The following is a 22,938-nucleotide window of genomic DNA, read 5'->3' on the forward strand; positions in this document are numbered from 1 at the left end:
TCAGTGCGCCCCGATCTTGGTGAAGAAGTAGGTGACCAAGGCCGCCACGCCGATCAGCATGGCGAAGGCGTAATGGTAGACATAGCCGGTCTGCAGCACGCTGGCACGCTTGGCCAGCTTCGCCACCATGGCGGCGAAGCCGTTCGGGCCAAGGCCATCGATGATGCGGCCATCACCGCCCTTCCACAGCACATTGCCAAGCCACATCGCCGGGCGGACGAAGATGAAATTATACAACTCGTCAAAATACCACTTGTTGAGCAGGAAGCTGTAAAGCAGGTGCTGCTGCTTGGCGACCGCCGGCGGAATGGTGGTGTCCCTGACATAAACCCACCAGGCGACCGCGATGCCGATGACACCGACGATGATCGGTCCGACCTTGACCAGGAACGGCACATGATGCGCGTTTTCCATCGCCTTGTTGGCCGGCAGCACCAGGATGGCGTTGCCCCAGAATTCCTGCCAATGATGGCCGACGAAGCCGTTGTAGAAGGTGATGCCCGCGAATACCGCGCCGAAAGCCAGCACGAACAACGGGAACAGCATCACCATCGGGCTTTCATGCACATGCTCCATGACATGGTGATCCGCGCGCGGCTGGCCATGGAAGGTCATGAAGATCAGGCGCCAGGAATAGAAGGCGGTGAGGATCGCCGCCGCCATGCCCATGATATAGGCGTACTGGCCGACGCCGGTGCCGACGCCGAAAGCGGCTTCCAGGATCATGTCCTTGGAGTAATAGCCCGCGAAGATCGGGAAGCCGGCGAGCGCCAGGCTGCCGATCCACATCATCGCGTAGGTCACCTTGATATGCTTCCACAGGCCGCCCATGTGGCGCATGTCCTGCTCGCCATCCACGGCATGGATCACCGAGCCAGCACCCAGGAACAGCAGGGCCTTGAAGAAGGCATGGGTGAACAGGTGGAAGATCGCCGCCGGATAGGCCGAAACGCCGAGCGCGAAGAACATGTAGCCAAGCTGCGAGCAGGTCGAATACGCGATCACGCGCTTGATATCGTTCTGTGCCAGACCGACGGTGGCCGCGAAGAAGGCGGTGGTAGCACCGACGATGGTGACGAATTGCAGCGTCGCCGGGGCATATTCAAAGATCGGCGAGCAGCGCGCGACCATGAACACGCCGGCCGTGACCATGGTGGCTGCATGGATCAGCGCCGAAACTGGGGTCGGGCCTTCCATGGCATCCGGTAGCCAGGTGTGCAGGCCGAGCTGGGCCGACTTGCCCATGGCGCCGAGGAACAGCAGGAAGGTGCCGACGGTGAGGATGTCCCAGTCCTTCCACAGGAAATGGAAGGTCTTGCCGGCGAGATCCGGCGCGGCCTTGAACACGGTGTCGAAAGCCACCGAGCCGGTGGCCCAGAACAGGCACATGATGCCGAGCGCGAAGCCAAAATCGCCGACGCGGTTGACCACGAAGGCCTTGATCGCGGCAGCATTGGCCGACGGCTTCTTGAACCAGAAACCGATCAGCAGATAGGAGGCAAGACCAACGCCTTCCCAACCGAAATAGAGCTGCACGAAGTTGTCCGACGTCACCAGCATCAGCATGGCGAAGGTGAACAGCGACAGATAGGAGAAGAAGCGCGCGCGGTGCGGATCGTGGCTCATGTAGCCAATCGAATAGATATGCACCAGGGCAGACACGGTGTTCACCACCACCAGCATCACGGCGGTAAGCTGGTCGATCTTCAGCGCCCAGTCGACCACGAAGGCGCCCGAGCTGATCCAGTGCAGCACCAGCACATTGGTGGCGCCACCCTTGTAGATCACCGAGTAGAAGGCGAACCAGGACAGGATGGCGGCAGTGACCACCGCGCCGGTGGTCAGCGCCATGGCAGCCACATCGCCGATGCGGCGGCCGCCGAGGCCCGCGATGATCGCGGCCAGAAGCGGCAGGAAAACGATCAGATGGTACATCGTCATCGCCGGCCTCAGCCCTTCATCATGTTGATGTCCTCAACCGCGATGGAGCCGCGGTTGCGGAAATAGATCACCAGGATCGCCAAGCCAATCGCCGCCTCGCCCGCCGCCACGGTGAGCACAAACAGGGCGAAGACCTGGCCGACCAGATCCTGCATATGGGTGGAGAAGGCCACCAGATTGATATTCACCGCCAGCAGCATCAATTCGACCGACATCAGGATGATGATGACGTTCTTCCGGTTCAGGAAGATGCCGAAGATACCGAGCGTGAACAGGATCGCGGCAACGGTGAGGTAATGGCCAAGGCCGATGGTCAGCATGATCAGATTCCCTTCCGCGGCTCGACCTTGCGGATATCCACCGCCTCATCGCGGCGGCGGCCGGTCTGCACACCGATATCCTGGCGGCGCACGCCCGGACGATGGCGCAGGGTCAGCACGATGGCGCCGATCATGGCCACCAGCAGGATCAGGCCGGAGCCCTGGAACAGATAGATGTACTTGGTATAGAGCACCTGGCCCAAGGCGGCGGTGTTATGCACCTTGGCCGGATCGGGGATCGGCAGCTGCGCCTGCGCCGTCTGCGGCACGGCAACCAGGCCACCCAGCACCAGGATCAGTTCCACCAGCAGCACCAGGCCGATCAGCGCACCGACCGGCAGGTATTGCAGGAAACCCTGGCGCAGTTCGGTGAAGTTGATGTCCAGCATCATCACCACGAACAGGAACAGCACCGCCACGGCGCCGACATAGACGATGACCAGGATCATCGCCAAGAATTCAGCACCCATCAGCACGAACAAGCCGGCGGCGTTGAAGAAAGCCAGGATCAGGAACAGCACGCTATGCACGGGATTGCGCGCCGCGATCACCATGACGCCGCTGGCCACCGTGATGGCCGCGAACAGATAGAAGGCCAAGGCCTGTACAATCATACTCTATCCCCCTCGCCCGTTGCCGCGCTCACCGGTAAGGCGCATCGGCGGCAATGTTGCGCGCGATCTCGTATTCCCAGCGTTCGCCATTCGCCAGCAGCTTGTCCTTGTCATAGAACAGCTCCTCACGGGTTTCGGTGGCGAACTCGAAATTCGGACCTTCGACGATGGCATCCACCGGGCAGGCTTCCTGGCAGAAGCCGCAATAGATGCACTTGGTCATGTCGATGTCGTAACGCGTGGTGCGGCGCGAGCCATCGTCGCGTGGCTCGGCCTCAATGGTGATGGCCTGTGCCGGGCAGACCGCTTCGCAGAGCTTGCAGGCGATGCAGCGCTCTTCGCCATTGGCATAGCGGCGCAGCGCATGTTCGCCCCGGAAGCGCGGGCTGAGCGGCCCCTTCTCATAGGGATAGTTCACAGTCGCACGTGGCCGGAACATGTACTTGAAGGTCAGCCACAGGCCGCCGAGCATTTCAGTGAGGAAGATGGCGCGGGCGCCGCGATCGAGCAGTGCCATGGCTTACATCCCTTTCGGCAGGAGGTCGAAGGCAACCAGCACACCAGCGGTCGCGATCACCCAGAACAGCGAGATCGGCAGGAACACCTTCCAGCCCAGCCGCATCAGCTGGTCATAGCGGTAGCGCGGCAGCGCGGCGCGGATCCAGATGAAGATGAACAGCAGGATGAAGATCTTGAGGAAGAACCAGACGATGCCCGGCACCCAGGTGAAGGGCGCGACATTGAACGGCGGCAGCCAGCCACCGAGGAACAGGATCGTGGTCATGCCGCACATCAGGATCATGTTCGCGTATTCGCCCAGGAAGAACAGGGCGAAGTGCATCGACGAATATTCCACCTGATAGCCGGCAACCAGTTCGGCTTCCGCTTCCGGCAGGTCGAACGGATGGCGGTTGGTCTCGGCCAGGGTCGAGATGAAGAAGATCACGAACATCGGCAGCAGCGGAATGGCGAACCATACCGTGCGCTGGGCTTCGACAATGGCGGTGAGGTTCAACGAGCCGACGCAGAGCAGCACGGTGATGATGACGAAGCCCATGGAGACTTCATACGACACCATCTGCGCCGAGGAGCGTAGCGCGCCGAGGAAGGCGTAGCGCGAATTCGAGGCCCAGCCGGCAATGATGATGCCGTAGACGCCGAGCGAGGAAATCGCAAACAGGTACAGCACGCCGACATTCAGGTTGGAGATCACCCAGCCTTCCGCCACCGGAATCACCGCCCAGGCGACCAGGGCGAGGATGAAGGTGAGGCACGGCGCCATGATGAACAGGATCTTGTTGGCGCCCGACGGAATGATCGGTTCCTTGAAGATCAGCTTCACGGCATCGGCGAAGGGTTGCAGCAGGCCGAAGGGGCCAACCACGTTCGGACCCATGCGCAGCTGCATGGCGGCCAGCACCTTGCGCTCCATCAGCGTGAGATAGGCCACCGCGATCAGCAGCGGCACCACCAGCGCCAGGATGTTGGCCAGGATCAGGCCACCCGGCCAGATGTAGCCCTGCCAGAGAGTCTGAAACAGCGTATCAGTCATCGGAGCCCGTCATCGCCAGGGTTTCGCCACGCATCACCGCGGAACACTCGGCCATGGTGGTCGAGGCGCGGGCGATCGGGTTGCTGAGGTAGAAATCAGTCACCGGCGATGCGAAGGGCGCATCGTTCGGCACGCCATTGACGCCGAACACGGCCCAGGCCGCCGGGGTGATACGGTCGACGGCGCCGAAATGCGGCGCCACTTCCAGGATGCGGCGGCGCAGCGCGCCCTGATTGTCATAGGGCAGCTTCTGGCCCAGCACATCGGAAAGCGCGCGCAGGATCGCCCAGTCCTCGCGAGCATCGCCGGGTGCTGCGGCGGCGCGGCGGCCAAGCTGCACGCGGCCCTCGGTATTGACCCAGATCGCGTCCTTCTCGGTGTAGGCCACACCCGGCAGCACCACGTTGGCGCGGCGCGCACCGGCATCGCCATGGCTGCCCTGATAAACCACGAAGGCATTGCCGATCTTGGCGGTGTCGAATTCATCGGCGCCGAGCAGGTACAGCGCCTTGATGGCGCCGCTCTGGGTGCCGGCAATGATGCCGTCGATGCCGCCAGCGGTCGTGAAGCCGAGATCCAGCGCGGCGACGCGGCCGGCCGCCGTATGCAGTACGGAGAAGCCGTTCCATCCGTCTTTCACCAGGCCGCAGCGATCCGCCACCTGCCAGGCCAAGCCCAGCACCACATCGCCGTCAGCGCGGGCCACAGCGCCCTGCCCCAGGATCAGCAGCGGGTTCTTGGCGTTCTTCAGCACCTCGGCAAAAGCATGCTGGCCATCGGCAATGGCCTTCAGCATCGCCGGACCAGTGCCGAGATGTTCATACTTGTAGGTGAGATCGGCGGCTTCGCCGATCACGGCGATCTTGACGTTGCCGCGCAGGTAGCGCTTGCGCAGCCGCGCGTTCAGCACGGCGGCTTCCTTGCGCGGGTTGCTGCCGACGATCAGGATCGCATCGGCCTGATCGATGCCCGCGATACCGGCATTGAACAGATAGCTGGCGCGGTTCGCCGGATCGAGCCGGGCACCATCCTGGCGACATTCGGTCAGGGTCGAGCCGAGCTTGCCCAGCAGGTCCTTCAGCGCCATCACGCTTTCAGCGCAGGCCATGTCGCCGGCAACGGCGGCGATCTCGCTGCCCGAAAGCCCCTTGAGGCCAGCCGCGACAGCGGCAAACGCCTCGTTCCAGGTCGCTTGCTGCAACTTGCCGTTCACCCGGATATAGGGCTGGTCGATGCGGCGCTTCTTGAGGCCGTCATAGGCAAAGCGGGTCTTGTCGGAAATCCATTCCTCGTTCACGGCTTCATTCAGCCGCGGCAGCACGCGCATCACTTCGCGGCCACGCACATCGATACGGACATTGCTGCCGAGCGCGTCCATCACGTCGACGGTCTCGGTCTTGCGCAATTCCCAGGAACGGGCGGTGAAGGCATAGGGCTTCGAGGTCAGCGCGCCGACCGGGCAAAGATCGATCACGTTGCCGGAAAGCTCGGAGGCGAAAGCCTTTTCGAGATAGGTGGTGATCTCGGTATCCTCGCCGCGACCGATGGCGCCCAGATCGGGCACGCCGGCAATCTCGGTGGCGAAGCGGACGCAGCGGGTGCAATGGATGCAACGGGTCATGGTGGTAGCCACCAGCGGACCCATATTCTTGTCCTTCACCGCGCGCTTGTGTTCGTCGTAGCGCGACTTGCCCTTACCGTAGCCCATCGACTGGTCCTGCAGATCGCACTCGCCGCCCTGATCGCAGATCGGGCAATCCAGCGGGTGATTGATCAGCAGGAATTCCATCACGCCTTCACGCGCCTTCTTCACCAGCGGCGTGTCGGTCTTGATCACCATGCCATCGGCGGCCGGCATGGCGCAGGAAGCAATCGGCTTCGGCGCCTTCTCCTGCTCCACCAGGCACATGCGGCAATTGCCGGCGATGCTGAGGCGTTCGTGATAACAGAAGCGCGGGATTTCCTTGCCGGCCAGTTCACAGGCCTGCAACACGGTGGTGCCGGGCTCTACCGTTACCTGGATGCCGTCGATGGTCAAAGTCGGCATGGGCTTACTCCGCAGCCACGGGAAGGACCGGCTTGCCGGCGTGATAAGCCTCGATGCGGCGCTCCACCTCGGGGCGGAAATGCCGGATCAGGCCCTGGATCGGCCAGGCGGCGGCGTCGCCGAGCGCGCAGATGGTGTGGCCTTCCACTTGCGTGGTGACTTCGAGCAGCATGTCGATTTCATGCTTCTCGGCCTCGCCCTTCACCAGACGCTCCATGACGCGCCACATCCAGCCGGTGCCTTCGCGGCACGGCGTGCACTGGCCGCAGGATTCATGCTTGTAGAACTTGGCCAGCCGGGCGATGGCGCGCACCACATCGGTACTCTTGTCCATCACGATCACGGCGGCGGTGCCAAGACCCGAACGCTGGGCGCGCAAGGAGTCGAAATCCATCAGCACGTCATCGCAGATCGACTTCGGCAGCATCGGCACCGAGGAGCCGCCCGGAATGATCGCCAGCAGGTTATCCCAGCCGCCACGCACGCCACCGGCATGCTTCTCGATCAGTTCCTTGAGCGGGATGCCCATCTCCTCTTCCACATTGCACGGCTTGTTGACGTGGCCGGAAATGCAGAAAACCTTGGTGCCGGTGTTGTTCGGGCGGCCGATGCCGGCGAACCACTCGCCGCCGCGCCGCAGGATGGTCGGCGCCACCGCGATGCTCTCGACATTGTTCACCGTGGTCGGGCAGCCCCAGACGCCGACATTGGCCGGGAATGGCGGCTTCAGGCGCGGCTGGCCCTTCTTGCCTTCCAGGCTTTCGATCAGCGCGGTTTCCTCGCCGCAGATATAAGCGCCGGCACCGCGATGCACGAAGACATCGAAATCATAGCCCGAACCGCAGGCATTCTTGCCGAGCAGGCCGGCAGCGCGCGCCTCGTCGATAGCGGCTTCCAGCACGTTGGCTTCATAGTGGAATTCACCGCGAATATAGATGTAGGCGGCAACGGCACGCATGGCGAAGCCGGCGAGCAGGCAGCCCTCGATCAGCTTATGCGGATCGTGGCGCATCATGTCGCGGTCCTTGCAGGTACCCGGCTCGCCCTCATCGGCATTGACGACGAGATAGCTCGGGCGGCCATCGGACTGCTTCGGCATGAACGACCATTTCAGGCCGGTGGGGAAGCCTGCGCCACCACGGCCGCGCAAGCCGGACTTCTTCATCTCCTCGATGATCCAGTCCTGGCCCTTGGCCATGATGTCCTTGGTACCATCCCAGTCACCGCGACGGCGCGCGGCGGCCAGGTTCCACGGCTGCTGGCCGTAGAGATTGGTGAAGATGCGGTCCTTATCCTGCAACATGCCCGGGCTCCGCTTATTCGCCGCCACCGGCCGGGGCGCTACCCTGGGCCGGCGGGTTGAAGCTCTGCAACGTGGTCGGGCCGCCCAGCGGCGCCGAAGTGATGCGGCCATTCTGCGGCCCCGGCTGCGGCTTCTCGCCGCGCTGCAGGGCCTCCAGTATCTTCACCGTGCTGGCGGCGTCGAGATCCTCGTAATAATCGTCAGCCACCTGCATCATCGGCGCGTTCACGCAGGCACCGAGACATTCGACTTCGATCAGGGTGAACTGGCCGTCCTTAGTGGTCTCGCCGCAATGGATGCCGAGGTGCTTCTCGCAGGCGGCGACGATCTGTTCCGAGCCGCGCAGCCAGCACGGCGTGGTGGTGCAGACCTGCACGAAATGCTTACCCACCGGCGCGAGATTATACATCGTGTAGAAACTGGCGACTTCCAGCACGCGGATTTCCGGCACGCTCAGCATGTCTGCGATGTGGCGGATCGCGGCCAGCGGCACCCAGCCATCATGCTGGCGCTGCGCCAGATCCAGCAGCGGCATGGTGGCGCTGCGCTGGCGGCCAGCGGGATACTTGGCAATGAAGGCCTTGGCCTTCTCCAGATTCTCCGCCGTGAAGGCGAAGTCCTTGGGCTGCTGCTCGGGCGGTGCGATATGGACGCCACTCATCGGTCGATTTCTCCGAACACGATATCCATGTTGCCGACAATCGAGACGGCATCGGCCAGCATGTAGCCCTTGGACATGAAATCCGTCGCCTGCAGATGGGCAAAGCCCGGGGCGCGGATGCGGCAGCGATACGGCTTGTTGGAGCCGTCCGATACCAGATAGACGCCGAACTCACCCTTCGGCGCTTCCACCGCGGCATACACTTCGCCTTCCGGCACGCGATAGCCTTCGGTGTAGAGCTTGAAGTGATGGATCAGGGCTTCCATCGAATTCTTCATCTCACCGCGCTTCGGCGGCACCACCTTGCGGTCATCGGACGAGACCGGGCCGGCTTCCGGCATCTGCTCGATGCACTGGCGCAGGATGCGCACGCTCTGATGCATTTCCTCGACGCGGCAGAGGTAACGGTCGAAGCAATCGCCGTTCTTGCCGACCGGAATGTCGAAATCCATTTCCTCGTAGACTTCATAGGGCTGCGACTTGCGCAGATCCCAGGCGACGCCCGAGCCGCGCAGCATCACGCCGGTAAAGCCCCAGTCAATCGCATCCTTGGCCGAGATGACGCCAATATCGACGTTGCGCTGGCGGTAGATGCGGTTTTCGGTGAGCAGGTTCTCAACATCGGTGAGCACCGGCTGCACGCGTTCGCAATACTTGTAGATGTCCTCGGCCAAGCCCTTCGGCATGTCCTGGTGCACGCCACCCGGGCGGAAGTAGGCTGCATGCATACGGGCGCCGGAAACGCGCTCGTAGAATTCCATCAGCATCTCGCGCTCTTCGAAGCACCACAAGGCCGGCGTGGTGGCGCCGACATCGAGGGCATGCGTGGTCACGTTCAGCATGTGGTTCAGCAGGCGGCCGATCTCGGAGAAGATCACGCGCACGAACTGGCCGCGGCGCGGCACTTCCAGGCCCAGCAGGCGCTCGGTGGCGAGCGCGAAGGCATGCTCCTGATTCATCGGCGCGACGTAATCCAGGCGGTCGAAATACGGCACCGCCTGCAGGTAGGTCTTGTTCTCGATCAGCTTCTCGGTGCCGCGATGCAGCAGGCCGATATGCGGATCGCAGCGTTCGACAATTTCGCCGTCCAGCTCCATCACCAGGCGCAACACGCCATGCGCGGCCGGATGCTGCGGGCCGAAATTCAGGGTGTAATTGGCAATCTCGACTTCAGCCATGTTACGCCTTTGCCTTTTCGTCGCCCGGCAGCACATACTTGGCGCCTTCCCACGGGCTCATGAAATCGAAGCGGCGGAATTCCTGCGAGAGCTGCACCGGTTCGTAGATCACGCGCTTCTGCTGATTGTCGTAGCGCACTTCGACATAGCCGGTGAGCGGGAAATCCTTGCGCAGCGGATGCCCCTCGAAACCGTAATCCGAGAGGATGCGGCGCAGGTCCGGATGGCCCGAGAACATCACGCCATACATGTCCCAGGTTTCGCGCTCGAACCAGCCGGCGGCGGAGAACACGCCGGTGATCGAAGGCACCGGGGTATCCTCGTCGGTCTGCACGGTAACGCGGATACGCTGGTTCAGCTTCAGGCTGAGCAGGTGATAGACCACGTCGAACCGCTTCTCGCGTTCGGGCCAGTCAACGCCGAACACGTCGATCAGTTGCACGAACTGACAGTTGCCTTCATCGCGCAGGAAGGTGAGCAGGTTGACGATGCGGTCAGCCGGCGCCTCAAGCGTGAGTTCGCCCAGGCTGACGCGGAAGCTGCTCACATCGTTTGGCAGGCTGACAGCGATATGCTCGCCCAGTTCCTTGAGCGCCAGCTCCTGCTCGGCGGTCAGCGCTTTTTGATCCGTCATGCGGGGCCCCGTTCAGCGCGCGATGGTGGTAGTGCGCAGAATCTTCTTCTGCAGCTGCAGCAGGCCATAGACCAGGGCTTCCGCCGTGGGCGGGCAGCCGGGCACATAGATGTCCACCGGCACGATGCGGTCGCAGCCGCGCACCACGGAATAGGAATAGTGGTAATAGCCGCCGCCATTGGCGCAGCTACCCATGGAGATGACGTAGCGCGGCTCCGCCATCTGGTCATAGAGCTTGCGCAAAGCCGGCGCCATCTTGTTGGTCAGCGTACCGGCCACGATCATCACGTCGGAATGGCGCGGCGAAGCGCGCGGCATGGAACCGAAACGGTCGAGGTCATAGCGCGCCATGTAGGCATGGATCATTTCCACGCCGCAGCAGGCGAGGCCGAAAGTCATCGGCCAGAGCGAACCGGTGCGGGCCCAGTTGGCCAGCTTGTCCAGCGAGGAAACCACCACGCCCTTGTCGGCGAGTTCATCCGACAGGTCCTTGAAGAAGGCATCCTGAGGCGAGCCGAGTTGCATCGCCGTGCCTGGGCCGCCGGCAGCATTGCCCGGGGCAGTCGCGGGGGTCTTGTCCATGGCGCCGCTCACTCCCATTCCAGCGCTCCCTTCTTCCACTCATAGATAAAGCCGACGGTCAGCACGCCGAGGAACACAACCATCGACCAGAAGCCGAACACACCGATATCGCCGAGCGCCACTGCCCAGGGGAACAGGAAGGCGACTTCAAGGTCGAAGATGATGAAGAGGATGGCCACCAGGTAGAAGCGCACATCGAACTGGCGCCGCGAGTCCGAGAACGGCTCGAAACCGCATTCGTAGGTGGAATTCTTTTCTGGATCAGGATTGCGCTTGGCTGCCACGAACGGCAGCAATGCCATCACCAGGGCCAGGACGATTGCCAGGCCGAGAAACAGCAGGATCGGCAGGTACTCCCGCAGTAGGGCGTCCACGGTTGCACTCTCCTCTGTATAGAAAACAGCAAGAAGTCAGCCCCTGGCAGTCCCACCCACCGAAGGCTTGGGGAGTATTAGACCGTTATGTGCCGCACCGCAATAATTTAGCCCCTGGATAATCTCCGTAAACAGCCCTTTGCGAATGACTCGCAGAAGGCGTTAAACGGCAGCAAATCAAGCACCTAGCGGCTTCATCCGAGAGTGCTGCAGAAGGTCGCGCTAACAGCCTGCCAAAGCCTCGGCCAAGCCCCACTCCCCGGCCCCGCCAAAGCCCTGCCGGAAGCCGGGAAAATGTCTTCCGGCAGGCGCCGGAGTCGCGCCGCTCAGCGGTTGTATAATGGGCAACAGGCGTCAGGCCCTGCCGGAGTGAACTGGCTCAGGGGCCGGTTCTGATCGGGAAAGCATCCAGGCAACGAAAAAGGGCGGCCCGAGGGGCCGCCCTTTTCATCTCACTTCGCTGCGTAAGCCATTGAAGAAATGGCGAGAGTGACGGGACTTGAACCCGCGACCTTCGGCGTGACAGGCCGACGCTCTAACCAACTGAGCTACACCCCCGCAGCGGCGGTGGGTGTACCTCCCCGCCCGCCCCATGTCAAGCACAGGGCGGGCGGGCGAGGCGCTTTTTCAGCAATAGGCGCAGTTGCCGGTTTCCGCCTTCACCTTGGCCGGCAGGAAGCCCTCGATCAGCGAGGTTTCGCCGGCCTCGCGGCTGCGCTTCAGCACCAGCCCCTGCAGCTTGGCAAAGGCCTTGGTCTCGATCTGGCGCACCCGCTCCTTGGTGACGCCGAGGCGCTCGCCCAGTTCTTCCAGCGTCACCTTGTCGTCGTTGAGCATGCGCTCGGAAACGATCAGGCGTTCGCGCGGGTTGAGCTGGTCCAGCGATTCGGTGAGCCAGGTGTGGCGCAGCGCGCCGTCATGGCGGGCTTCCGTCTGCTGCTCTGGATTCGGGCCCGGATCGACCAGGAAATCCTGGAACGCCTCGCCGCCCTCCTCGCCGCCCATCGGCTCGTTCAGCGAATGGTCGCGGCCGGAAAGCCGCATCGCCATGGCCGAAACCTCATTCGGCGAGACCTTGAGCGTGGCCGCGATTTCGTCGCGGTTGGCGCTATCCAGCGTCAGACTGCCGCCATTGCGTTCCAGCTTGGCGCGCAGCCAGCGCAGATTGAAGAACAGCGCCTTCTGGCCAGCCGAAGTGCCGGAGCGCACGATCGACCAGTTGCGCAGCACATATTCCTGCATCGAGGAACGGATCCACCAGGTGGCGTAGGTGGAGAACCGCACGCCACGGTCCGGGTCGAAGCGGTTGATCGCCAGCATCAGGCCGATATTGCCTTCCTGGATCAGGTCGGCCATCGGCAGGCCGTAATTGCGGAAGCGGCCGGCGGTGGCAACGACCAGGCGCAGATAGGCGGATACCATATGCTGCATGGCCTGCTGGTCGCCCTGGTCCTTCCAGCGCTTGGCCAGCGACAGCTCCTGCTCCTCAGTGAGCATCGCCTTGTTCATGACCGTGGAGAGGTAGCGGCGGTCGGCGCCTTCCAGGGAGCGGCTCGGGGTGTTGCGCAGGCTCATGGTAGATCCTCCATCGACTTTCCAACCCGTCCGCACTACCATCTCGATTCGATGGGCCGTAGGGACACGGCGAGGGACTGGTATCGGGTCGCTATGATCCTGCACCCGGAACCGTGTTCTGGCAAATGATAATTTAGAGTCGCTACGAACTTGTGATGGCTGTCACACCACTGCACGACATGCCGCTCGAGGCGCCAACGCCGGAGCCCGAAGTTGCCGCAAAAACCATGCTGGCACAAAGGGTTACCCTATTGTTGGACCGCCTGGGCCGCCTCACCCGCGAACTCCAGTTCGTCGACGGCCTGAATCCGGCCCAATGGGAAGTGCTGCGTTTCCTGGCCCAGGCCAACCGCTATTCCCGCACCCCCTCCGCCCTGGCAGATTACCTTGGGTCAACCAAGGGTACAGTGTCCCAGACGCTGATCGCGCTGGAGAACAAGGGCCTGGTCGACCGGGTGAAAAAAACCTGCGACCGCCGTGGCGTGGAACTGCGCCTGACCGATGAAGGCCGGACGATGCTGGCGCGCGACCCGATGCGCACGCTGGAAAAAGCCATCGACGACATGGCCGCCGATTGCGGCTCCAGCCTGGTGCGCGGTCTTTCCAAGCTGCTTTATGAATTGCAGAACCGCCATGAGGTGATGCAATACGGCGTCTGCCAGGATTGCTCGCTGTTCTGCGTCAACCACCTCAACCCGGTCGAGACCACGCATCATTGCGGCAAGACCGGCGACGCGCTGAGCCACACCGACCGCAACCAGCTCTGCGTCAGCTACAAGAGCCACGGCACCGCCGGCAGCGCCGAGTAGCCTGGAGTCCCCCCGCCTTCAGCCTTTCATCCTGCCGATTACCGCAAGGGCAATATTGCGCCGCACGCCCGCGCGCATTAGCCTAACCAGTGTTTGAAACCAACCCAGACCAACAAATTCCAGGAAACGACGATGAAGTTCACCGGTACCGATTCCTATGTCGCGACCAACGACCTGATGGTGGCGGTGAACGCCGCGGTAACGCTGGAGCGCCCGCTACTGGTGAAGGGGGAGCCGGGTACCGGCAAGACCGTGCTGGCGATCGAAGTGGCCAAAGCGCTGAACGCCCCCCTGCTCACCTGGCATATCAAGTCCACCACCAAGGCGCAGCAGGGCCTCTATGAGTATGACGCCGTGTCGCGCCTGCGCGACGGCCAGCTCGGCGAGGAGCGCGTGCATGACATCAAGAACTACATCAAGAAGGGCAAGCTGTGGGATGCCTTCACCGGCGCCAACCGCCCGGTGCTGCTGATCGACGAAATCGACAAGGCCGATATCGAATTCCCGAACGATCTGCTGCTCGAACTCGACCGCATGGAATTCTTCGTCTACGAGACCGGCGAGACGATCAAGGCGGCGCAGCGCCCCATTGTCATCATCACCTCGAACAACGAGAAGGAACTGCCGGACGCCTTCCTGCGCCGCTGCTTCTTCCACTACATCCGCTTCCCCGACCGCGAGACGATGGAGAAGATCGTCGAGGTGCATTATCCCGGCGTGCAGCGCAATCTGGTGCGCGAGGCGCTAAATGTTTTCTACGAACTGCGCGAGACGCCAGGCCTGAAGAAGAAACCCTCGACCTCTGAACTGCTCGACTGGCTGAAGCTGCTGATGGCCGAGGATCTGCCGCCGGAAGCGCTCAAGACCAAGGAACAGGGCAAGCTGATCCCGCCGCTGGCTGGTGCGCTGCTCAAGAACGAGCAGGATGTGCATCTGTTCGAACGCCTTGCCTTCATCGCCCGGCGTGAGAACCGCTAAGGTCTGAACCAGGCATCCAGGGAGGGCGCCATGTTCATCAACTTCTTTCTCGAACTGCGCAAGAGCAAGGTGCCGGCAACGCTGCGCGAATATCTGACGCTGATCGAGGCGATGGAAAAGGGCGTGCCGAATTACAGCGTGGAGGATTTCTACTATCTCTCCCGCTCCGCCCTGGTGAAGGACGAGCGCAACCTCGACAAGTTCGACCGCGTGTTTTCACAGGTGTTCAACGGCCTGGAATTCGTCTCCGATACCATCTCGGCCGAAATTCCCGAGGAATGGCTGCGCAAGCTGGCCGAAAAGACCCTGACGGAAGAAGAAAAGGCGATGATCCAGGCGCTCGGCGGCTGGGACAAGCTGATGGAGACGTTGAAGAAGCGCCTGGAGGAGCAGAAGGAACGCCACCAGGGCGGCTCGAAATGGATCGGCACCGCCGGCACCTCTCCCTTCGGCGCCTATGGCTACAATCCCGAAGGCGTACGCATCGGCCAGGACAAGTCGCGCAACCGCCGCGCCGTGAAGGTGTGGGACAAGCGCGAATACAAGAACCTGGATGACAGCGTCGAACTCGGCACGCGCAACATCAAGGTGGCCTTGCGCCGCCTGCGCAAATTCGCCCGCGATGGCGCCGAGATGGAGTTGGATATCCCCGACACCATCAAATCGACCGCCAACAATGCCGGCTATCTCGATCTCAAGCTGGTGCCAGAGCGGCATAACAAGGTGAAGGTGCTGCTGCTGTTCGATATCGGCGGCTCGATGGACGACCATATCAAGGTCTGCGAGGAACTGTTCTCGGCAGCGCGCGCCGAATTCAAGCACATGGAATTCCTCTACTTCCACAATTGCGTCTACGAGAAGCTGTGGAAGGACAACCGCCGCCGGCACAATGAATTCCAGCCGACCTGGGAAGTGCTGCGCAAATACCAGAGCGACTACAAGCTGATCTTCGTCGGCGACGCCACCATGTCGCCTTACGAGATCGTGCAGCCCGGCGGCAGCGTCGAGCATTGGAACGAGGAAGCCGGCTCGGTGTGGATGCAGCGCATGCTCGATACCTGGCCGAAAGCCGCCTGGCTCAACCCGGTACCGGAAAAATACTGGGACTTCACGCCCTCGGTCGGCGTCGTGCGCCAGCTCATGAGCCAGCGCATGTTCCCGCTTACGCTTGGCGGCCTAGAAAGCGCGATGAAGGAATTGAACCGGTAGCAGCCTGCATCATCATGCCGGCTGCGTCACCAGTGTTTCCGGCTCGATGGTCTTGAAGAACCCTGTCACGGTGTTGCCATCCAGCGAAAGCGGCAGGATCAGGCGCACATAGGTGTATTGTGTTCCGTTAAGCGCCACATAGCTCCGGCGTGCCAAACTCGGCAGCTTAGTTTCGGCAACTCTGCGCATGGACGCGAAGACGATGCGGGCGTCATCTTCGCTGAAGAAATTGCGTAACCGTCTGCCACCACCGGCCTGATTGCTGCGTTCGCCAACATATAGACCGGCAATCCGTACCCGAACATCGGCTTCATCCGGCAGGTAATCAAGCAGCATGGTATAGGGCATCACCTCGGGTGGCAGGGTTTCGACCTCGATCACTGCCGGCAAGCCGCGGCCAGACTGCGCCGCTACCCATGCCTGATGACAAACCGTGAGAGCCGGATAATCCTTCAGGGCTAGCAGCGGCAGTTCCTGGTAACCGCGCAGGCTGAGCGGCTCCATTGCCGTCGCATGCCTTTTGGTAGCAGGGTGATCAGTATTCATCGGAAGCCCCCATCCTCATGGCCAGATCACGCATCGAATGTTCCATTCGGCGGATCAGGCAATTTCGGCCTGGAGAAAATCTCCGGGTCGAAACTGCTATAGCGTGCCACGGCTAATCGCAGAATATGGTCCAGATCGCGTATCCTTACGCCGTCACCACGGCTGCGAGCCTGTTGCCACTGAATGACAATCGGCTCGACATCCAATGCCATGGCGCGCAATTCACCAAGCAGAGTCCAAGCGCGATGCTGCAAGGTCTGCGGCTCCTGTAATAATCGGCGTACATCTGATGTCGCCGCATCACATTGCATGGCACGCTGCGTACCCCAGACAGCAACATTACGCAGCAGCATAGCGGTACGCCGCGCCACATCGCCAACCGGATCGCCTGGCCTCGCTGCGGCAAATTGTGCCATCTCGCCCAGTGTGCGTTGCAAGGTACTTGTCGCTCGACGCACCCAATCAGCCCGGGCCAAGTCCAAAATCACCTGGCGCAGACGCTTCTCCAATGCTTCGGCACTCAGTTGCGGCAGCATGGGCCGCAGTCGGAAGACCATCTGGCGCAGCTCTTCCGCCGTATTGCCGCCCAACTGTGGCGCATTGCCCGCGCTATCCGGCTGCAATGCCCGCCAGACCTGGGCAGCGCCACGTTGCTGCACATGTGCCTGAGGCAGCCAGGACGGGCTGCCATCCGAAAGCTCACTCGGCATCTCGGAGCCAGCCTCAAGTTTCCGCCGATAGCGCAGCGCCAGCGGCACCAGTTCAAGCAACACGCAATCCAGATTATCGGCCGGCAGATTGAGACTGCCAGCCAAAGCCCTCAGCGTCACCGAGCCGGTCAGGCTTCCTATCGGTACCGCCAGCACGGGCTCGCGATTCTCGCCGAGGGTGAAATAAGCCCCAGGACGACGCAATTCTGGATGCGTGAAGTCGAAACGATCCGGCAATGACACAGCCGTATGGATTGAATCGATCATGGCCCTGGCAATTAAAATACTGATCTCCCGCCCGTTGGGGCGTTCACAGCCCAGGAAATAGGTGGGCCGCCGTTTGTTTCAACAGGAGATATACGCAGCCCAACAGCTATTGGATGCTGTCTTAAGCCACGCCGCTCTTTTCGTCGTCGACGACGCGGACGAAGAAGCCATCCTGCGGCGGCAGGATGCGCTCAAGGGCGGCACGGGCTGCCGCATGGGTCGGCGCCGGGATTTCGTAGAAGCGGCCCTCATTCCACTGATAGGCGGTTTCCGAAAGCTGCATGGCGCGCTGGCCGAGCTGCGGGTTATGTGCCATCAGGCGCCAGGACGGGAAGCGCGCATCGACACCTTCAATCGGCGTCGCGGTGTAGAAGAACGGCAGATCGGTCTCGCCATGGCGGCCTTCGAGCGATTCCAGTTCCGAGCGTGCCCGCGAAATCTGGCTTTCGATTTCGCCTACCTTCTTGCGCTCATCGGCCAGGGTATCGTCGTAATGCGACTGATCCTTCTCGGCCTGCTCACGGCGCGACACGATTTCCTGCACCTGGCGTTCGATCAGGCGCCAGCCGGAGCGCAGGCGCTCGGAAATGGTGAGCACCACCAGCAGGAAGATGCCGAGATTGGCGGCGACGACCAGGGTTTCGATGAAGTCGTTCAGAGTCACCGTCAGATCTCCGTCATCTTGATCTTGCCGGTAAACGGACGGAATTCCAGGACCTGGCCCTGCGGGCCGATCCACTGCTTGATCATCTTGTCGGCATTGGCCTGACTGGTGCCCCAGACTAGGAAGCGGGCATAGCGACGGCCATGCACGCCGCTGGTGCCGGAACCTTTGCCATCGAAGGGATACGCGTTGGCCGGACCGACCGCCTTGGCGTAATAGCCGACCGCATTGGGCGTCGGGATGCCATGCTCGAACACGGTGATGTTGCGCGGGTCGGTGAGCTTGATCTCTTCCGCCATCGCGTTGGAATGTTCGTTCTGGAGCTGCAGCAGGCTGCGCTCGCGTTCGGCGCGCTTGTCCTGCTCGGCCTCGATCTGCTGCGCGCGTTCGTTCACCGCATCATAGGCGGCACGCAGGCGCTCGTTCTCCTCATCGAATTTCAGCTCGCGGCGCGCATAATGCTGCGCGGCCTCTTCAAGCCAGTTGGCAGAAATGCCGACGATGAAAAAAAGCCCGATAGCCGGCAGCAAGGCGAAGACCATATCGGCCAGTGTCATGGCGATTATGCTTCCCTGTTGGACCCTGCGGACGAATCCGCTCATTGCGCAGACTGTGGGCGATTCAGTATGGCGAATCAACAGTTGAGTGCTGGTTAAAGCGAAGCAATTGGTAATAGCAACCGCACATAAGCAAAAAGGCCGGGGGTTGCACCCCGGCCTTCGTAGCAATTGGTAGCAATTAGCGGCTTTTGGTCGCTTAGCGCTTCGAGAACTGGAAGGAGCGGCGGGCCTTCGGCTTGCCGTACTTCTTGCGCTCGACGACGCGCGGATCGCGGGTCAGGAAGCCCTGGGCCTTCAGCGCCGGACGCAGTGCCGGCTCGTAATAGGTCAGTGCCTTCGAGATGCCGTGACGCAGCGCACCCGCCTGGCCCGACAAGCCGCCGCCGGAAACGGTGGCGTAGATGTCGAACTGGCCGGCGCGGTTGGTCAGCGAGAACGGCTGCTGCAGCAGCATGCGCAGCACCGGGCGGGCAAAGTAGTCGTTGCTTTCCTTGCCATTGACCACGAACTTGCCGGTGCCAGCCTTGATCCAGACGCGGGCGACCGCGTCCTTGCGCTTGCCGGTGGCATAGGCGCGGCCAAGCTTGTCGACCTTGCGCTCATGAACGGGTTCGGCGGCCTGAGCGGCAGCAACGGCCTTGGTCTTGCTCAGGTCGGCGAGAGTGCGGGACTCAGCCATGATTAGTCAGTCCTCTTGTTCTTCGGATTCAACGCACCGACGTCCAGCTTCACCGGCTGCTGCGCGGCATGCGGATGTTCGGTACCCTGGTAAACCTTGAGCTTGGTGAGCTGACGGCGAGCCAGCGGGCTCTCCTTCGGCAGCATGCGCTCAACAGCCTTCATGATGACGCGCTCGGGGAAGCGGCCCTGCAGGCGCTGGCCCATGGTGGCGCCCTTGACGCCGCCCGGATAGCCGGTGTGCCAGTAGAACACGGACTGCTGTGCCTTGCGGCCAGTCAGACGCACCTTCTCGGCGTTGATGACGATGACGTTGTCACCGGTGTCGACATGGGAAGTGAAGATCGGCTTATGCTTGCCACGCAGACGCATGGCAATCAGGCTGGCCAGACGGCCCAGCACCAGGCCCTCGGCATCGATCAAAATCCACTTCTTTTCGACCTCGGACTCTTTGGCGGAAAAGGTCTTCATTGCACTATCCTAGTTTTGGCCCCTGATCAGGGGGTCAGGCCAAGGGTGGCAAACACCCAGGGCGATCGGGGCCGGGTTATGCGCGCAAACCTGCCGCGCGTCAACAGAAATCCCGCGTTTTTCAATGATTTATAAGGCGGTAATATATTACCGCCGGTCAATATGAATAAAATCAATATGTTAGACTATTTCCTGGCAGGCGGAATGGCATAGGTCAGTGTCGCATGCGCCACCGGCCCCTCTTCCACCCCTTCCGAGTAGATGCCGATCTCCATGATCGCCAGGGTCTTGCCACGTTTCAGCATGCGCGCTTCCGCCGTCATGCGCTTCGGTTCCGGCTTGCGCAGGAAGTTGATGTTCAGATTCGTTGTCACCGCCAGCGCCACCGGGCCGATCTGGCCGAGCAGCAGCAGGTAGGCGGCGCAATCGGCCAGGGTCATCATGGTGGGGCCGGAGACCGTGCCGCCGGGCCGCAACTGCGCCTCGCTCACCGGCAACGACAGCCGCAGCATGTGGCCGTCGAACGCTTCCACCTGCATGTTAAGTGGCGCCATTTGCGGGAATTCGCGTGCCATGAAGCTTTGCAGCTCGGCAATCGTCATCTGCATTTCGGGTCTCCTCACCAATCCCGATTAGCATGTGCCGCAGCGGCCCGAAACCGCCCCTGGGGTGGCGAACGAAATTTTCGAATACAAGGCTTGCGGATCGAGGGAGCCGAGGCTACTTTCCGCGCCGCGCTGATCCCAGGTAGCTCAGTGGTAGAGCAGGCGGCTGTTAACCGCCCGGTCGGGGGTTCGAATCCCTCCCTGGGAGCCACGCTTTCAGCGCGTGGCGCCCATATCCGCGCCCTTCCTCACATTCAATCCATCTAAGTGCTGGCAATACCCTTTGGGGTAACGCGTTCATCATGGCGCCCTGGGGGCTTCGATTCCTGTTGCCGAAGCCCCCAAGTACAGTGAGTTCAGACCTGCGCCAGGCCACCATCGACGAAGACCTCGCCGCCGGTCATGAAACTGCTGTCGGACGATGCCAGGAAGGCCGCCACCGCCCCTGTCTCCGCCGGGTCACCCATGCGCCCGATCGGCGTTGCGGCACCCAGCCCGGCCAAGGCTTCTTCGCCCACGACCTCAAGCGCCAGTTCGGTCCTGGTCGGCCCGGGCGAGAGGACATTGACGCGGATACCGGTGCCGCGCAGATCCAGCGCCCAACTGCGCGCCAGGTTGCGGATTGCCGCCTTGGTGGCGCTGTAGATACTGAATTGCGGCGTCCCCATCACCCCGGTGCTCGAGCCGGTGAGGATGATCGACGCCCCTGATCCCATCAGTGGCAGGGCTTTCTGCACCGTGAATACCAGGCCCTTCACATTGATGTCGAAGGTCTGGTCGAAATGCTCCGGCGTGATCTCGCCCAACGGCGCCAGCGAGCCGGTGCCGGCATTGGCGAACAGGATATCAAGCCCGCCACGCTCGGCCTTCACCGCCGCATATAGCCGGTCGAGGTCGGCCATATCCGTCACCGAGCCTTTCACGGCTCGTGCCGAGGACCCGAGCTGCGCCACGGCGGCATCAAGCGCCGCCTGCCGCCGCCCGAAGAGGTAGACGAAGGCGCCTTCCTCCACGAACCGCTTCGCGGCCCCTAGCCCGATGCCGCTGCCGCCACCGGTCACTACTGCCGTCTTACCTTGTAGTCTGCCCATGATGTGCTCCTTGGTTGGGGTAGCACTGAGCTGGCGCTATACTCACCTATTGACAAGTATGCACCTTTTGGTAAGTATCCTAAAAATGTCATCCGAACATTCAGCGCAGTCTCCCGCCCCAGTCCCCGCACCGGCCCAGAACTGCACCCCGACGATCCCCGGTTTCACCTGCGGCCTGGACGCCACCCTGCGGCTCCTCTCCGGCAAGTGGAAACCGCTGATCCTCTATTTCCTCGCCCAGAACGGACCGATCCGCTATGGCGAGCTGCGGCGCGCCGTGCGCGATGTCAGCGACAAGATGCTGATCCAGCAGCTCAAGGAGCTGGAAGCAGACGATCTGGTGAAGCGCACCGATTACAAGGAAGTTCCCCCGCGGGTGGATTACAGCCTCACGCCCCTGGGCCACAGCCTGGCCGAAGCCCTGGTGCCGCTCTGCACCTGGGGCACGGAAAACATGGCGGAGGTCACCCGCCTTTTCGCCGAACGCGAGGTGTTGAACAGCAACCGGCGCTAAACCGCCCTTGCCCGGATCACTGCGGCAGCCGCCAGGCGGCACGGTAGAAATTCCCGACTTTGAATAGAACTATTGTCGCCCACCCCCTGCCCTGGCGGGCAAAAATCTTGGAATTTGGGAAATTTCCATCGCAGGGATAGAATTAGCTGCGCCTTAATTGTTGGCTTGCGCTACAGTGACGCTTGCACTCCGACCCCGGATTTACCTTGCCCGACACTTATACCGACATTGCCGCGAAAGACGGCTCGACCGACGCACCGGCACCGCCCTGGAAGCTGCTGATCGTCGACGACGAGCCTGATGTACATGCGCTGACCAAGCTGCTGTTGCGCAATTTCACCTACCACGAGCGCGGCCTGGAATTCCTTTCCGCCCACTCCGCCACCGAGGCACGGCCGATCCTGGAGCGCAATCCGGACATCGCCCTGGTGCTGCTGGACGTGGTGATGGAAACCGAACATGCCGGCATCGAGCTGGTGAATTACATCCGCGACGTGCTGGGCAACAAATCCGTGCAGATCGTGATCCGCACCGGCCAGCCCGGCCAGGCGCCGCCGCTGGATGTGGTGAGCAACCACTCGATCAACGACTACAAGGAAAAGACCGAGCTGACGCAGCAAAGCATGCTGCTCACCGTGGTGAAGGCACTGCGCATCTATGAAGAACTGCTGCCAACCTTCGAGGCGGCGGCAAAGCTGGATGAACTGATCGAGCGCGCTCGCTCCGGCGCCGACGACCGCGAATTGCTGCGGCTGCTGCGCGGCGATGCCCAGGGCGGCGACATGCCGGAAACGCCGAGCCCGGCGCCGGACCCGCGCCTGCTGAGCCTCACCGAGCGCGAGCGCGAAGTGCTGAAATGGCTCAGCCATGGCGATTCCAACAAGGCCATCGGCCTGCGCCTGGGCGTGCAGGAAGTGACCGTGAAGGCACATTTACGCCAGATTTTCGCCAAGCTGCAGGTGTTCAACCGCACCCAGGCAGCCTCTCTCGCCCTGCGCATGAACGAGCAGGACTGATCCGGCTAGCACACCCAGCCCGATTCTGCTGCCTTACCA

Annotated in this window: 26 protein-coding genes and 2 tRNA genes; 6 read left to right on the top strand and 22 right to left on the bottom strand. The window is 62.1% G+C overall.

The genetic code is table 11. The features are described from left to right. From nuoL to ACQY7X_RS19625, 14 genes are all read right to left on the bottom strand, one after another. Positions 1 to 1,935, bottom strand: coding sequence for an NADH-quinone oxidoreductase subunit L (gene nuoL, locus ACQY7X_RS19560; RefSeq protein WP_428250081.1), 1,935 nt, complete (start codon positions 1,933 to 1,935; stop codon positions 1 to 3). 14 nt (positions 1,936 to 1,949) lie between these two features. Then, positions 1,950 to 2,258 (bottom strand): NADH-quinone oxidoreductase subunit NuoK, encoded by a 309-nt coding sequence (gene nuoK, locus ACQY7X_RS19565; RefSeq protein WP_428250082.1) that lies wholly within the window; start codon positions 2,256 to 2,258, stop codon positions 1,950 to 1,952. Between the two features lie 5 nt (positions 2,259 to 2,263). After that, a complete protein-coding gene (locus tag ACQY7X_RS19570) occupies positions 2,264 to 2,875 on the bottom strand; it encodes an NADH-quinone oxidoreductase subunit J (protein WP_428247086.1) in 612 nt (203 codons plus the stop codon). Positions 2,876 to 2,903: 28 nt separating this feature from the next. Then, positions 2,904 to 3,392 carry an NADH-quinone oxidoreductase subunit NuoI gene (nuoI, locus tag ACQY7X_RS19575; RefSeq protein ID WP_428247087.1) on the bottom strand — a complete coding sequence of 163 codons (489 nt, stop codon included), beginning with the start codon at positions 3,390 to 3,392 and terminating at the stop codon, positions 2,904 to 2,906. A 3-nt stretch (positions 3,393 to 3,395) separates the two neighbouring features. Further along, positions 3,396 to 4,427, bottom strand: a complete 1,032-nt coding sequence (nuoH, locus tag ACQY7X_RS19580) for an NADH-quinone oxidoreductase subunit NuoH (protein ID WP_428247088.1) — start codon at positions 4,425 to 4,427, stop codon at positions 3,396 to 3,398. Beyond that, positions 4,420 to 6,474 carry an NADH-quinone oxidoreductase subunit NuoG gene (gene nuoG / locus ACQY7X_RS19585; RefSeq protein ID WP_428247089.1) on the bottom strand — a complete coding sequence of 685 codons (2,055 nt, stop codon included), beginning with the start codon at positions 6,472 to 6,474 and terminating at the stop codon, positions 4,420 to 4,422. The genes nuoH and nuoG overlap by 8 nt, the downstream gene beginning before the upstream one ends. A 4-nt stretch (positions 6,475 to 6,478) precedes the next feature. Further along, on the bottom strand, positions 6,479 to 7,777 hold the full coding sequence (gene nuoF / locus ACQY7X_RS19590) for an NADH-quinone oxidoreductase subunit NuoF (protein WP_428247090.1): 1,299 nt from the start codon (positions 7,775 to 7,777) through the stop codon (positions 6,479 to 6,481). Between the two features lie 13 nt (positions 7,778 to 7,790). Further along, a complete protein-coding gene (nuoE, locus tag ACQY7X_RS19595; protein WP_428247091.1) occupies positions 7,791 to 8,438 on the bottom strand; it encodes an NADH-quinone oxidoreductase subunit NuoE in 648 nt (215 codons plus the stop codon). Next, positions 8,435 to 9,616: an NADH-quinone oxidoreductase subunit D gene (locus tag ACQY7X_RS19600; RefSeq protein ID WP_428247092.1), complete on the bottom strand. Its 1,182-nt coding sequence runs from the start codon at positions 9,614 to 9,616 to the stop codon at positions 8,435 to 8,437. Before ACQY7X_RS19600 ends, nuoE begins: the two co-directional genes overlap by 4 nt. A gap of 1 nt (position 9,617) precedes the next feature. After that, positions 9,618 to 10,250, bottom strand: a complete 633-nt coding sequence (locus tag ACQY7X_RS19605) for an NADH-quinone oxidoreductase subunit C (protein WP_428247093.1) — start codon at positions 10,248 to 10,250, stop codon at positions 9,618 to 9,620. Between the two features lie 12 nt (positions 10,251 to 10,262). After that, complete coding sequence (locus ACQY7X_RS19610) at positions 10,263 to 10,850, bottom strand: NuoB/complex I 20 kDa subunit family protein (protein WP_428247094.1); 588 nt, start codon at positions 10,848 to 10,850, stop codon at positions 10,263 to 10,265. Continuing rightward, positions 10,841 to 11,206: an NADH-quinone oxidoreductase subunit A gene (locus tag ACQY7X_RS19615; protein ID WP_341981427.1), complete on the bottom strand. Its 366-nt coding sequence runs from the start codon at positions 11,204 to 11,206 to the stop codon at positions 10,841 to 10,843. Before ACQY7X_RS19615 ends, ACQY7X_RS19610 begins: the two co-directional genes overlap by 10 nt. A gap of 481 nt (positions 11,207 to 11,687) precedes the next feature. Continuing rightward, a tRNA-Asp gene (locus ACQY7X_RS19620) sits at positions 11,688 to 11,764 on the bottom strand. 69 nt (positions 11,765 to 11,833) lie between these two features. After that, positions 11,834 to 12,781 carry an RNA polymerase factor sigma-32 gene (locus ACQY7X_RS19625; protein ID WP_428247095.1) on the bottom strand — a complete coding sequence of 316 codons (948 nt, stop codon included), beginning with the start codon at positions 12,779 to 12,781 and terminating at the stop codon, positions 11,834 to 11,836. Between the two features lie 155 nt (positions 12,782 to 12,936). Here ACQY7X_RS19625 and ACQY7X_RS19630 point away from each other — a divergent pair, with 155 nt between their 5' ends. From ACQY7X_RS19630 to ACQY7X_RS19640, 3 genes are all read left to right on the top strand, one after another. Next, positions 12,937 to 13,590 carry a MarR family winged helix-turn-helix transcriptional regulator gene (locus ACQY7X_RS19630; protein ID WP_428247096.1) on the top strand — a complete coding sequence of 218 codons (654 nt, stop codon included), beginning with the start codon at positions 12,937 to 12,939 and terminating at the stop codon, positions 13,588 to 13,590. Positions 13,591 to 13,722: 132 nt separating this feature from the next. Further along, positions 13,723 to 14,568 (top strand): AAA family ATPase, encoded by an 846-nt coding sequence (locus ACQY7X_RS19635; protein WP_428247097.1) that lies wholly within the window; start codon positions 13,723 to 13,725, stop codon positions 14,566 to 14,568. A 30-nt stretch (positions 14,569 to 14,598) separates the two neighbouring features. Then, a complete protein-coding gene (locus tag ACQY7X_RS19640) occupies positions 14,599 to 15,777 on the top strand; it encodes a vWA domain-containing protein (protein ID WP_428247098.1) in 1,179 nt (392 codons plus the stop codon). A 12-nt stretch (positions 15,778 to 15,789) separates the two neighbouring features. Here the strand turns inward: ACQY7X_RS19640 and ACQY7X_RS19645 are convergent, their stop codons facing one another. The 7 genes from ACQY7X_RS19645 to ACQY7X_RS19675 all read right to left on the bottom strand — a co-directional run bounded on the left by ACQY7X_RS19645 (position 15,790) and on the right by ACQY7X_RS19675 (position 20,281). After that, positions 15,790 to 16,323, bottom strand: coding sequence for a hypothetical protein (locus tag ACQY7X_RS19645; protein WP_428247099.1), 534 nt, complete (start codon positions 16,321 to 16,323; stop codon positions 15,790 to 15,792). A gap of 26 nt (positions 16,324 to 16,349) precedes the next feature. Beyond that, positions 16,350 to 17,300, bottom strand: coding sequence for a hypothetical protein (locus tag ACQY7X_RS19650; protein ID WP_428247100.1), 951 nt, complete (start codon positions 17,298 to 17,300; stop codon positions 16,350 to 16,352). A 121-nt stretch (positions 17,301 to 17,421) separates the two neighbouring features. Beyond that, on the bottom strand, positions 17,422 to 17,964 hold the full coding sequence (locus ACQY7X_RS19655) for a hypothetical protein (protein ID WP_428247101.1): 543 nt from the start codon (positions 17,962 to 17,964) through the stop codon (positions 17,422 to 17,424). Positions 17,965 to 17,966: 2 nt separating this feature from the next. After that, complete coding sequence (locus tag ACQY7X_RS19660) at positions 17,967 to 18,521, bottom strand: hypothetical protein (protein ID WP_428247102.1); 555 nt, start codon at positions 18,519 to 18,521, stop codon at positions 17,967 to 17,969. A gap of 199 nt (positions 18,522 to 18,720) precedes the next feature. Then, the gene (gene rpsI / locus ACQY7X_RS19665; RefSeq protein ID WP_428247103.1) at positions 18,721 to 19,203 is read right to left on the bottom strand and encodes a 30S ribosomal protein S9; all 483 of its coding nucleotides are present in this window, start codon (positions 19,201 to 19,203) and stop codon (positions 18,721 to 18,723) included. Between the two features lie 2 nt (positions 19,204 to 19,205). After that, entirely contained in the window at positions 19,206 to 19,673 is a 468-nt protein-coding gene (gene rplM, locus ACQY7X_RS19670; RefSeq protein ID WP_428247104.1) for a 50S ribosomal protein L13, read from the bottom strand. 185 nt (positions 19,674 to 19,858) lie between these two features. Then, positions 19,859 to 20,281, bottom strand: a complete 423-nt coding sequence (locus ACQY7X_RS19675; protein WP_428247105.1) for a PaaI family thioesterase — start codon at positions 20,279 to 20,281, stop codon at positions 19,859 to 19,861. Between the two features lie 133 nt (positions 20,282 to 20,414). Between ACQY7X_RS19675 and ACQY7X_RS19680 the strand changes: the two genes are divergently transcribed. Next, positions 20,415 to 20,489 (top strand) — tRNA-Asn (locus ACQY7X_RS19680). Between the two features lie 145 nt (positions 20,490 to 20,634). Here the strand turns inward: ACQY7X_RS19680 and ACQY7X_RS19685 are convergent. Then, positions 20,635 to 21,369, bottom strand: a complete 735-nt coding sequence (locus tag ACQY7X_RS19685; protein ID WP_428247106.1) for an SDR family NAD(P)-dependent oxidoreductase — start codon at positions 21,367 to 21,369, stop codon at positions 20,635 to 20,637. Positions 21,370 to 21,454: 85 nt separating this feature from the next. Between ACQY7X_RS19685 and ACQY7X_RS19690 the strand changes: the two genes are divergently transcribed. Both ACQY7X_RS19690 and ACQY7X_RS19695 read left to right on the top strand, forming a co-directional pair. Beyond that, complete coding sequence (locus ACQY7X_RS19690; RefSeq protein ID WP_428247107.1) at positions 21,455 to 21,883, top strand: winged helix-turn-helix transcriptional regulator; 429 nt, start codon at positions 21,455 to 21,457, stop codon at positions 21,881 to 21,883. A gap of 206 nt (positions 21,884 to 22,089) precedes the next feature. After that, a complete protein-coding gene (locus tag ACQY7X_RS19695; RefSeq protein ID WP_428247108.1) occupies positions 22,090 to 22,899 on the top strand; it encodes a LuxR C-terminal-related transcriptional regulator in 810 nt (269 codons plus the stop codon). The last annotated feature ends 39 nt before the right edge of the window (positions 22,900 to 22,938 follow it).

This window comes from Ferrovibrio sp., assembly GCF_965278975.1.
GTDB lineage: Bacteria > Pseudomonadota > Alphaproteobacteria > Ferrovibrionales > Ferrovibrionaceae > Ferrovibrio.

What these genes read in the sequence shown, in the direction of transcription:
- rplM (WP_428247104.1), bottom strand. Translation starts at nt 19,673, where the DNA reads ATGAAGACCTTTTCCGCCAAAGAGTCCGAGGTCGAAAAGAAGTGGATT.
- ACQY7X_RS19660 (WP_428247102.1), bottom strand. Translation starts at nt 18,521, where the DNA reads ATGACACTGGCCGATATGGTCTTCGCCTTGCTGCCGGCTATCGGGCTT.
- nuoG (WP_428247089.1), bottom strand. Translation starts at nt 6,474, where the DNA reads ATGCCGACTTTGACCATCGACGGCATCCAGGTAACGGTAGAGCCCGGC.
- rpsI (WP_428247103.1), bottom strand. Translation starts at nt 19,203, where the DNA reads ATGGCTGAGTCCCGCACTCTCGCCGACCTGAGCAAGACCAAGGCCGTT.
- ACQY7X_RS19625 (WP_428247095.1), bottom strand. Translation starts at nt 12,781, where the DNA reads ATGAGCCTGCGCAACACCCCGAGCCGCTCCCTGGAAGGCGCCGACCGC.
- nuoL (WP_428250081.1), bottom strand. Translation starts at nt 1,935, where the DNA reads ATGTACCATCTGATCGTTTTCCTGCCGCTTCTGGCCGCGATCATCGCG.
- nuoF (WP_428247090.1), bottom strand. Translation starts at nt 7,777, where the DNA reads ATGTTGCAGGATAAGGACCGCATCTTCACCAATCTCTACGGCCAGCAG.
- ACQY7X_RS19650 (WP_428247100.1), bottom strand. Translation starts at nt 17,300, where the DNA reads ATGATCGATTCAATCCATACGGCTGTGTCATTGCCGGATCGTTTCGAC.
- nuoI (WP_428247087.1), bottom strand. Translation starts at nt 3,392, where the DNA reads ATGGCACTGCTCGATCGCGGCGCCCGCGCCATCTTCCTCACTGAAATG.
- ACQY7X_RS19690 (WP_428247107.1), top strand. Translation starts at nt 21,455, where the DNA reads ATGTCATCCGAACATTCAGCGCAGTCTCCCGCCCCAGTCCCCGCACCG.
- nuoH (WP_428247088.1), bottom strand. Translation starts at nt 4,427, where the DNA reads ATGACTGATACGCTGTTTCAGACTCTCTGGCAGGGCTACATCTGGCCG.
- ACQY7X_RS19600 (WP_428247092.1), bottom strand. Translation starts at nt 9,616, where the DNA reads ATGGCTGAAGTCGAGATTGCCAATTACACCCTGAATTTCGGCCCGCAG.
- ACQY7X_RS19635 (WP_428247097.1), top strand. Translation starts at nt 13,723, where the DNA reads ATGAAGTTCACCGGTACCGATTCCTATGTCGCGACCAACGACCTGATG.
- ACQY7X_RS19645 (WP_428247099.1), bottom strand. Translation starts at nt 16,323, where the DNA reads ATGAATACTGATCACCCTGCTACCAAAAGGCATGCGACGGCAATGGAG.
- ACQY7X_RS19610 (WP_428247094.1), bottom strand. Translation starts at nt 10,850, where the DNA reads ATGGGAGTGAGCGGCGCCATGGACAAGACCCCCGCGACTGCCCCGGGC.
- ACQY7X_RS19605 (WP_428247093.1), bottom strand. Translation starts at nt 10,250, where the DNA reads ATGACGGATCAAAAAGCGCTGACCGCCGAGCAGGAGCTGGCGCTCAAG.
- ACQY7X_RS19675 (WP_428247105.1), bottom strand. Translation starts at nt 20,281, where the DNA reads ATGCAGATGACGATTGCCGAGCTGCAAAGCTTCATGGCACGCGAATTC.
- ACQY7X_RS19640 (WP_428247098.1), top strand. Translation starts at nt 14,599, where the DNA reads ATGTTCATCAACTTCTTTCTCGAACTGCGCAAGAGCAAGGTGCCGGCA.
- ACQY7X_RS19685 (WP_428247106.1), bottom strand. Translation starts at nt 21,369, where the DNA reads ATGGGCAGACTACAAGGTAAGACGGCAGTAGTGACCGGTGGCGGCAGC.
- nuoE (WP_428247091.1), bottom strand. Translation starts at nt 8,438, where the DNA reads ATGAGTGGCGTCCATATCGCACCGCCCGAGCAGCAGCCCAAGGACTTC.
- ACQY7X_RS19570 (WP_428247086.1), bottom strand. Translation starts at nt 2,875, where the DNA reads ATGATTGTACAGGCCTTGGCCTTCTATCTGTTCGCGGCCATCACGGTG.
- ACQY7X_RS19630 (WP_428247096.1), top strand. Translation starts at nt 12,937, where the DNA reads ATGGCTGTCACACCACTGCACGACATGCCGCTCGAGGCGCCAACGCCG.